1 protein-coding gene is annotated in these 310 nt (G+C 50.3%); it reads left to right on the forward strand.

The window, feature by feature from the left end; genetic code table 11:
• Positions 1-310, forward strand: a 310-nt coding sequence (locus tag A3761_RS05705) for a hypothetical protein (protein ID WP_156491641.1), incomplete at both ends; no start/stop codon positions are given.

Below are 310 nucleotides of genomic sequence, written 5' to 3' on the forward strand. Positions count from 1 at the left end.
CAGTAACGCCACCTGAGAAGGTTAACTATATGGACGTGTCACCACGTCAGGTAGTATCGGTAGCAGCTTCTTTGATTCCTTTCTTGGAACACGATGATGCGAACCGTGCTTTGATGGGGTCAAACATGCAGCGTCAGGCTGTTCCAACCCTACGTGCTGAAAAGCCATTGGTTGGTACGGGTATTGAGCGAATTGTTGCTCAGGACTCCGGTGTATGTGTGGTTGCAGATCGAGGTGGTGTAATCGAACGTGTCGATGCAGGCCGAATTGTTGTTCGTGTTAACGATGATGAGACTGCACAAGGCGACGC

The sequence above is a fragment of the Oleiphilus sp. HI0123 genome (assembly GCF_001635315.1).